Below are 726 nucleotides of genomic sequence, written 5' to 3' on the forward strand. Positions count from 1 at the left end.
TTTTTGCATCAAAATCTACTCACTTACCTAATTCAATTTTTAATCTTTCATCTATTTGCAAACCTTCAAAATTAGAATTAGGTTTAAATTTAACTTTAACATTATCTGCTAATAATTTCTTTTCGCCATTTCAAATAACATAAAGATTTATTTTATCGCTAGAAGCTTGCTTATAAACTAATCGCATATTGATTTTTGCAGAGGTTATATTTTCATTTAATTTTTTAATATAATCATCAAGAAATTTTTTATTAGACTTAAACCCTGATTTAGGTTTAGTATTTAAATTACCACCACTATCAGAGCTAATCATAAATTCTGTTTTATTTTCTAAAATTTCATTTTGAATTTTGTATCAACCAGTTTTTAATTCCTCATAATTATCGTGTGCTTTTTCATACTCGCCACTAATATTAATAATCAGTCTTTTTGCCTGGTCTTGTGTATTTATATCAATTAAACGACCATTTACCCATTCTCATCTGTCATATTCTATTTCTTCAAATGAGTCATAGCTAATATATTGATAATCATCGTTTTGTAATTTTATCTCAACTCTCTTACCTTTTATTAATCCTAATTTAGCATTTTCTCACTGACTTTTAATTTCATTTTTAACACTTACATCAAGAGAACTATTTCTCATTATCTTTTGATACATAGCTTCAAAACGATTAAAATCAATTGTTGTCGATATTTCATAACCTACATGTTTTTCTCAATTAT

General features: G+C 25.2%; 1 pseudogene. It reads right to left on the minus strand.

Features of this window, described 5'->3' with window-relative positions:
* A pseudogene (locus N1F73_RS03785) lies at positions 1-726 on the minus strand (conjugation protein); the annotation flags it as partial.

This window comes from Mycoplasma sp. HS2188, assembly GCF_025209835.1.
In the GTDB taxonomy this organism is placed as follows: Bacteria; Bacillota_I; Bacilli_A; order Mycoplasmatales; family Metamycoplasmataceae; genus Mycoplasmopsis.